The sequence below is a fragment of the Bradyrhizobium sp. P2_E8 genome (genome assembly GCF_056403875.1).
In genome coordinates, this window is record NZ_JBFUES010000295.1 from 1 (window position 1) to 7,601 (window position 7,601).

The window sequence follows — 7,601 nt, forward strand, 5'->3', positions numbered from 1 at the left end:
GAGTCGAGAAGGACGACACGGCGGCGCAGCATCGTCAGAAGATACCTGAGCAATGATGCGATAGGTTCGGATCGAAGCTGTCCGGCAATGTAAATCGTTTCAGCCTGCACGAGCAGTTTTGCGGTATCGGCGAGAGTCTTTTCCGATATGACTTCGAGAAGATCTTGAAGTGCCGCCATGTCGCGCACGACCAGATCCCGCAAATAACCGAGACTCCCGTGGTCCTTATTTCGTGAAAGCTCACTTTCGAGAGCGCTGATGCGCTCGCGAAATCCGGGGGCAGCAGTGGCCAGCCTTGTCTGAAAAACCGATTGCAGCTGTTTGAAGCCGGAGTAGCCGAGGTTCTGCGCGAAGCGGACGAGGCTTGATGGATGCGTCTGACATTTGGCGGCGACGGCATTGATCGATTCGAGCGCCACCACATTTGGATTCTGCGTCAAGAATCGCGCGATCTGCTGAAATCCAGTCGACAAATTTGGATATTCCCGAGTGATCAAGTTGACGATCCCCTCATAATTTTTCGGGATTGTCGCTCCTGGTCCGCTGCGCTTGGTTGGCATTCTCGTTCCTCGCCTGCGATTCCGTCACCCGCCTGAAAATCAATTTCTTTGGCGTATCTCAGAATCCGCGTGATTCATCCGTGTCAAAAAAGTTCATTTGCTGATCCTGAAATTATTGTTGCAAATGTAGAATTAAGCAACGATAATTGTTGAAGGCGCATGGAATGCGCCGGCAACAGAACTCGCAACGAGGGAACGTCACTGAAGTCGCAAGAGTAGGTTTGCTCGCTGTTTAAGGCAGAGCCGCACAAGCGGTTGCGATCATCGGAGGTAGATCTGACAGATAGTTTCATCGCGTCCTGACGACCTTGCGCGAGCGTGCTGGCTCCTGAGGTTCAATCGCCTCGAAGCGTTGTGCAGGACGGGTTGCTCGCATCACACCAGTGTCCTTTGCGTCAGCGCATCCAATGCGGGTTTGGCGAAGGGAGTCGGTTAACCCCAGGATAGGTCGGAGTTCCCAATATGTTGCGCGTTGCAGTTCTTGGTGCTGGACGGATTGGGAAAATCCATGCGGCCAACGTGGCGGGAAATCCCAAGGCAAAGCTTGTCACTGTTGCCGATCCATACGGCACCGCAGCCAAGGATCTGGCCGATCATCTTGGATGCGAGGCCTCGCTTGATCCCTTCGCGGCGATCGGGCGAGGCGATGTCGATGCCATCATTGTCGGCACGCCGACGGATACTCATGTCAGTTTGATGCTTCACGCGGTGCGGAAGGGAAAGGCCGTACTTTGCGAGAAGCCGATCGACCTCGACATCGCCAAAGTGGACGCTGCCATCCACGAGGTCGAGCAGCTCAACGGCCGCGTCATGGTGGCATTCAACCGCCGCTTCGATCCGAGCGCCCGACGACTCCGCAGATCGATCGATGATGGTGAAATCGGCGACGTGCGGCAAGTCATCATCAGCAGCCGGGACCCGGGAATGCCGCCGCGCGAGTACGTGCGTCATTCCGGCGGAATTTTTCGCGATATGGTGATTCACGATTTCGACATGGCGCGCTGGCTGCTCGGCGAAGAGCCGATCGAGGTTATGGCGACGGCGAGCCGACTTGTCGATCCGGGATTGGCCGAGTTCGACGATTTCGACACGCTCATGGTTCAGATGCGCACGGCTTCGGGTCGGCAATGTCATATCAACTGCTGCCGCGAGGCGGTCTATGGCTATGATCAACGGATGGAAATCTTTGGATCGACCGGAATGCTGCTGAACGAAAATCTACGGCCGACCACGGTCCGGCGTTGGGGCAAGATCGAGACGGAGGTGCGCGATCCGCTCCTGAATTTCTTCCTGGAGCGATATGCCGAGGCCTACAAGGCGGAATTCGATCAATTTGTCGATGCAATCGAAAGCGGTTCGCCAATGCCTACCACCCCACATGACGGTCGCCAGGCGCTTCGTTTGGCTGACTGTGCGCTTGAGTCTGCCCTGACGGGCCGAGCTGTCAAAGTCTGATCAGAATAGGGATGGGGACGACATGCGTGATATTGGCGTAGGCGTCATCGGCACCGGCTTCATGGGCAAGGCCCATAGCTTTGCCTATCGGGCCGTTGCCGGCATTTTCCCGGGCAGCCTGCGTCCTGTTTTGCAATCGGTTGCAGATATCAATGGGGACGCGGCGGAGCAAGCCGCCAAGCAATTCGGTTTTCGCCGCTGGCGAACCGATTGGCAGGCGCTCGTCGATGACCCGGATATTGAGGTTGTCTCGATCACGGCGCCAAATACCGTTCATCGCGAAATGGCCCTTGCGGCCCTCGCGGCGGGCAAGCACGTTCATTGCGAGAAGCCGATCGCGCCAAATGCCGATGCCGCAAAGGACATGATGGAGGCCGCTGAAGCTGCGGGCGTCGTGACGCAGGTTGGTTATAACTATATCAAAAATCCGATCTTGAAACTTGCACGTTCCATGATTGCGGCAGGAGAACTCGGCGAAATCACCGGCTTTCGCGGCATTCACGCTGAAGATTATATGGCGGATCCGGAAGCTCCCTACAATTGGCGCGTGGATGCCAGCGGTGGAGCGGGTGCCATTGCCGATCTCGGCAGCCATATCATCGGAATGGCCCGTTTTCTTCTCGGCCCCATCAGTCACGTCGATGCTGATTTGGAAACAGTCGTCAAAAGCCGCCCCATCCGCGCCGGCGCATCGGAGCGCCGCGCCGTCGAAGTCGATGATATTGCGCGCCTTACCGTGCGATTTGAGCGGGGATGCCGGGGAACGATTGAAGCAAACTGGGTGGCGACAGGACGAAAAATGCTGCTCGGGTTTGAATTGACCGGCGCAAAGGGGTCTCTTGTCTATACGCAGGAACGCCTCAATGAACTGCTTCATTACCGCACCAGCGGCGATCCACGCCATAGCGGTTACACGCGTATCGAGGCAGGGCCCCAGCATCATCCCTACGGGCTGTTCTGCGTCGCGCCGGGTCACCAACTTGGCTTCAACGATCTCAAGACGATCGAGGTTGCGGAATTCCTGGAAGCGATTGCTGGTGGAGAGAGGCGCGGGCCGGATTTTCGCGAAGCCTGGGAAATTCAGAAGATCATCGATACGGCGGTTCGATCGTCCAAAGTGCGGGCGTGGCAAGCGATAGAGTAGGAGTGACGACCATTGCCGCCGAGGTGCAGGGGGCAGTCTGGGCTACGATAAAATAGTCGAACCGAAGGCAGCYGGAAGAGCTGCATGACAGGGGAGGTGCTGGAGTGGCTCTGCTTGAAGTTCGCAACGTATCGAAGAGTTTTGGCGCCATCCACGCGGTAAACGACATCAGCTGGTCGATCGAGCCCGGCGAGGTCGTGGGGTTGATGGGCGACAATGGTGCCGGCAAATCCACTCTGGTCAAGCTGATTGCCGGGAATTTTCCGCCAACGGATGGGGAAGTTCTCGTCGACGGCGAAGTCTGCCATTTCCATAAGCCGATCCAGGCGCGCGCCAAGGGCATCGAAGTCGTTTATCAGGATCTCGCGCTTGCCGATAATCTCACCGCCGCGCAAAACGTGTTCCTCGGCCGCGAGCTAAACAAGGGGTTCTGGCCCTTCCGAGTGCTCAACAAGCAGGCGATGATCGACCGCTCGGCCCAATTGTTCGACGAACTGAAGTCCGAAACGCGACCGCGCGATCTGGTCAAGAAAATGTCCGGCGGCCAGCGTCAGGCGGTGGCCATCGCCCGCACCCGGCTTTCCAACGCCAAGCTCGTTCTGATGGACGAGCCGACCGCCGCCATCTCGGTGCGTCAGGTCGCCGAGGTGCTCGAGCTCATCCGCCGCTTGAAGCACCAGGGTGTGGCGGTCATCCTCATCAGCCATCGTATGCCCGACGTGTTCGCGGTGAGCGACCGCATCATCGTCATGCGGCGCGGCACCAAAGTCGCCGACAAAKCCACGACGTCGACATCGCCGGAAGAAATCACCGGCCTGATCACGGGAGCGATCCGTGCAGCATGATCTCATCAAGACGACCGAAATCGGTCATGCCGCAATTTCAGATGTTGTGGAGAACAAGGAACAGACCTTTACTGCGCGCCTCATCGCGAGCCAACCGTTCTGGGTGACGATCGCGCTCGTCGCGCTGGTCATGGTCATGGCCATTAATGAACCGAGCTTCGGCACCGTCGAAAATGCCGCCAACGTCACGCGTAACTTCGCGCCGATCGGAATCATGGCGATGGGGATGACCGTGGTCATCATCACCGGCGGCATTGACCTCTCTGTTGGGTCCGTGATGGGCCTGGTGGCGATTGTCGCCGGCCTGTTCCTTACCTGGCATTATTCCTGGTATGTCGCCTTCACGATGGGCATGATAGCCGGGATCGCGTGCGGCATGGTCAACGGGTTTTTCGTGGCCTATGTCGGTATGCCTTCCTTCGTCGTGACGCTTGGAATGCTGTCAATCGCGCGGTCGCTTGCGGTGGTGTTTTCGGCCAATCAGATGCTCTATCAGTTCGGGCCCGACGCACCCATCGTCAGAGCCATCGGTCAGGCGAAATGGCCTTTGCGCGCGCCGGTGGGTTGGGCACCGCACTGGATGCCGGAATTGTCTTCGCATTTCTGGGTCATGGTTGGGCTGGCTCTCATCGTCGGCTATGTGTTCAATTCGAAAGCCTGGGGCCGCCATCTATTTGCGATAGGCGGCAACGAGCAGGCTGCTCGGCTCACCGGTGTCCCGGTCGATTGGATCAAATTTCAAGCCTATGTCTTTTCCGCCTTCACCGCGTCGTTGGCCTCGCTTTTGCTGCTCGGTTACAATGGCTCGGCCATCAATGCCATGGGGCAGGGCTATGAGCTGCGCGTCATCGCAGCGACTGTGATCGGCGGCGCGAACCTGATGGGCGGGGCCGGCACCGCCTTCGGGGCTTTCATCGGTTCGGCCTTTCTGGAGGTCATCCGCAATGCCTTGTTGATGGCCGGCATCGATTCCAATTGGCAGGGCGCATTTGTCGGCGCTTTCATCATTCTCGCGGTCCTTCTCGGCATGCAAACCGGTGGCAAGTCGATCGTTGCAGCCATTTTGGAGCGGTTGTTGCCGAGAAAGCATCGTTAGAAGCCGAATTCACTGCGGGCAATCAGTGAAGGTCAACGAGGAGGAAACGAGATGAAGGGATTTCTCTTAGGCACGGCTATCGCCTTCGGCGCCATATCTGTGGCGATGTCCGGCGCGCAGGCGAGGGATATCTTCGCTTTGGTGCCGAAGAACATGAACAACCCGTTCTTCGATCAGGCTCGCGACGGCTGCAAGAAAGCCGAAGCGGAATCGAAGGGGGCTTTTGAATGTATGTATATAGGTCCCGGTGAGCACGGCGGCGGCGAGGAGCAGGTGCAAATCCTCCAGGATCTGATCGCCAAGAAGGTGAATGGCATTGCCGTATCGCCATCCAATGCCGCGGCCGTAGCTGTGGCATTGCAAGCTGCCAAGCAGGCCGGCATTCCCGTTCTTACCTGGGACTCCGATCTCCTGCCTGACAGCAAGGCCCTGCGCGCCGCCTATATCGGCACCCACAATTACGAGATCGGCACGAACCTCGCCAAACTCGCCATGCAGATCAAGCCGAAGGGCGGCACGGTGTGCATCCAGTCTGGCGGCGCGGCTGCGGCTAACCACAATGAGCGGATGCAGGGAATTCGCGACACATTGTCGGGCAAGAAATCGGCGGCCTCCCCCGGTGACCGCTTGACGGGCCAGAACGGCTGGACCGAGATTCAGGGTTGTCCGCTTTATACCAATGACGACTTCCCGGTATCCGTCCAGCAGTTCACTGACACCATGGCGAAGAACCCTAACCTCGATGCCTTCATTCCGACCGGTGGTTTCCCGCAGTTCATTCCCGACGCAAACCGCGCCGCGGTGGCACCGTATAAGGATAAGATCGCCTCGAAAGCACTTGCCCTTGTGGTGGCAGACACACTGCCGGTGCAGATCGATCAGATGAAGGAAGGCCTGTCACTCGGCCAGGTCGGCCAGCGGCCGTTCGAAATGGGCTATAAGACGATGTTGGCGCTGGAAGCGATGAAATCGGGCAAGCCCGCGCCCGCAGATCCTACTTACACCGGTCTTGATGTCTGCACGCCCGCGACCGTCGCCACCTGTATCGGCAAGTAAATCTGCTCGTTGCAATGATGGGGCGGGAGGCAACTCCGGTCCCATCGTTTTGTCGCGGCGATTTCAGGTGCGGCTTCGATCGCCGACGTGCGAGCGTCGCGCGCCACGACCCGCGCCTAAATGCGCGAGGACATACTGCCGTCGATTCTGACAAAACGTAGCTCGGAGCCGAGTCGGTCCTCGCCAGGACGGCCCGATTGCCCTTGCCGACTTCGTCTGCATTCTCGTTGGCCGTCCTCCCGCAGATGCGCGAAAGGCCGCGTGGCCACGGTCAGTACGTCGTCCTACCGGTAGCACATGTGTATTACGCGCCGCGCCACAATGTTCCAACGATCACGCGTCGCACTCTGTGCAACTCTCCATGCGGGCGGGCTCCTCCAATGGGTTTTTGAGCAGATTGTATGGACCTAGACCTCAGTTGCTGGAACTAGCTAGCCATTACTTGCTCAAATTGGCCCATGATGGATTTGAGCGAGAGTTCAGATTTTTCAGATAGTTAGAGGGCGGCATGTGCACTACGTGTGCACCGGGAGATCAAGAAAAATCTCCTCACAGCTAACGTGATCAGGCCTTCCGATGTAGATGGCGCCGCGTCGGTGCGATCGACTGGTCGTCCGCCTGCACTTTTCGACAGTTTCGGTTGAGGCGCGGGGTAGCAGATGCGGCGTCCGCGCCGGTCTGCGCGGAGCCGCAAGAGGCCGTTTGGAACTGAGCGCAGGGCGAACGCGATTCAAGCCGGGATTTGTTGGCAGCGGCTCTCGCGCGCGCAGCGCTAGCTGCATCGAGCGACAAATCGACAGAAGCGCAGGGGCGCCATAAGAATTCGCTATGGCGGCAGACCGCAGTCATGCTTCCCCTGTCATCGAACGTAAATCTATTTTTTAAGAGCAAGACCACGGAAGTGGCGGAGATCGCGGCGCATCATTTTGTAGCAGCAACGGAGCGGGCACATGACGATCGAATTGAGCCGACGCGGATTTTGCATGGGAACCGCACTGATCGGCCTTCAGGCCGTCTCCTCCAGTGCCTTCGCCCGAACCGAGGACGGTACCGTCAAGCTCGGCCTCGTCGCGCCGATGAGCGGGCCGAATGCCCGCTATGGCGCGTTCTCGCTGCGTGGCGCCCAGATGGCGGCCAAGGAGATCAACGGCGCCGGCGGCATCGGCGGGCGCAAGATCAACGTCCTGGCCGGTGACAGCCAGGGCACGCCGGTCGAGGGTGTCTCCGCAACCCGCCGCCTCATCGACCAGGACCAGGTCGATTTCATCATCGGCGACGTATCGAGCTCGGTGACGCTCGCGATGCAGCCGGTCGTGGAGGATGCCGGTGTGCTTCTCCTCAATGCCGCGTCGTCGAATCCGAAGATCACCTACAAGGCGGGCGTCGGCGGCTTCAAATGGACCTACCGTAACTATCCGACCGACGAAAACCGTGCCTTGATCGTG

General features: G+C 58.6%; 7 protein-coding genes. 6 read left to right on the forward strand and 1 reads right to left on the reverse strand.

What is annotated here, in order from left to right; genetic code table 11:
- The coding region (locus tag AC1D00_RS17875; RefSeq protein ID WP_477011560.1) for a MurR/RpiR family transcriptional regulator at window positions 1–560 on the reverse strand (560 nt) is incomplete at its 3' end.
- Window positions 561–1,022: 462 nt separating this feature from the next.
- Between AC1D00_RS17875 and iolG the strand changes: the two genes are divergently transcribed.
- The 6 genes from iolG to AC1D00_RS17905 form a co-directional block, all read left to right on the forward strand.
- Window positions 1,023–2,015, forward strand: a complete 993-nt coding sequence (gene iolG, locus AC1D00_RS17880; protein ID WP_477011561.1) for an inositol 2-dehydrogenase — start codon at window positions 1,023–1,025, stop codon at window positions 2,013–2,015.
- Window positions 2,016–2,037: 22 nt separating this feature from the next.
- A complete protein-coding gene (locus AC1D00_RS17885) occupies window positions 2,038–3,159 on the forward strand; it encodes a Gfo/Idh/MocA family protein (protein ID WP_477011562.1) in 1,122 nt (373 codons plus the stop codon).
- Window positions 3,160–3,263: 104 nt separating this feature from the next.
- On the forward strand, window positions 3,264–4,004 hold the full coding sequence (locus AC1D00_RS17890) for an ATP-binding cassette domain-containing protein (RefSeq protein ID WP_477011563.1): 741 nt from the start codon (window positions 3,264–3,266) through the stop codon (window positions 4,002–4,004).
- Window positions 3,994–5,100: an ABC transporter permease gene (locus AC1D00_RS17895; RefSeq protein ID WP_404555098.1), complete on the forward strand. Its 1,107-nt coding sequence runs from the start codon at window positions 3,994–3,996 to the stop codon at window positions 5,098–5,100. The genes AC1D00_RS17890 and AC1D00_RS17895 overlap by 11 nt, the downstream gene beginning before the upstream one ends.
- A gap of 51 nt (window positions 5,101–5,151) precedes the next feature.
- Window positions 5,152–6,156 carry a substrate-binding domain-containing protein gene (locus tag AC1D00_RS17900; protein WP_025576828.1) on the forward strand — a complete coding sequence of 335 codons (1,005 nt, stop codon included), beginning with the start codon at window positions 5,152–5,154 and terminating at the stop codon, window positions 6,154–6,156.
- A gap of 950 nt (window positions 6,157–7,106) precedes the next feature.
- The coding region (locus tag AC1D00_RS17905; RefSeq protein ID WP_477011564.1) for an ABC transporter substrate-binding protein at window positions 7,107–7,601 on the forward strand (495 nt) is incomplete at its 3' end.

Bases quoted from the DNA above. Each gene is read 5' to 3' on its own strand.
- iolG (WP_477011561.1), top strand. From the start codon at position 1,023: ATGTTGCGCGTTGCAGTTCTTGGTGCTGGACGGATTGGGAAAATCCAT.
- AC1D00_RS17885 (WP_477011562.1), top strand. From the start codon at position 2,038: ATGCGTGATATTGGCGTAGGCGTCATCGGCACCGGCTTCATGGGCAAG.
- AC1D00_RS17900 (WP_025576828.1), top strand. From the start codon at position 5,152: ATGAAGGGATTTCTCTTAGGCACGGCTATCGCCTTCGGCGCCATATCT.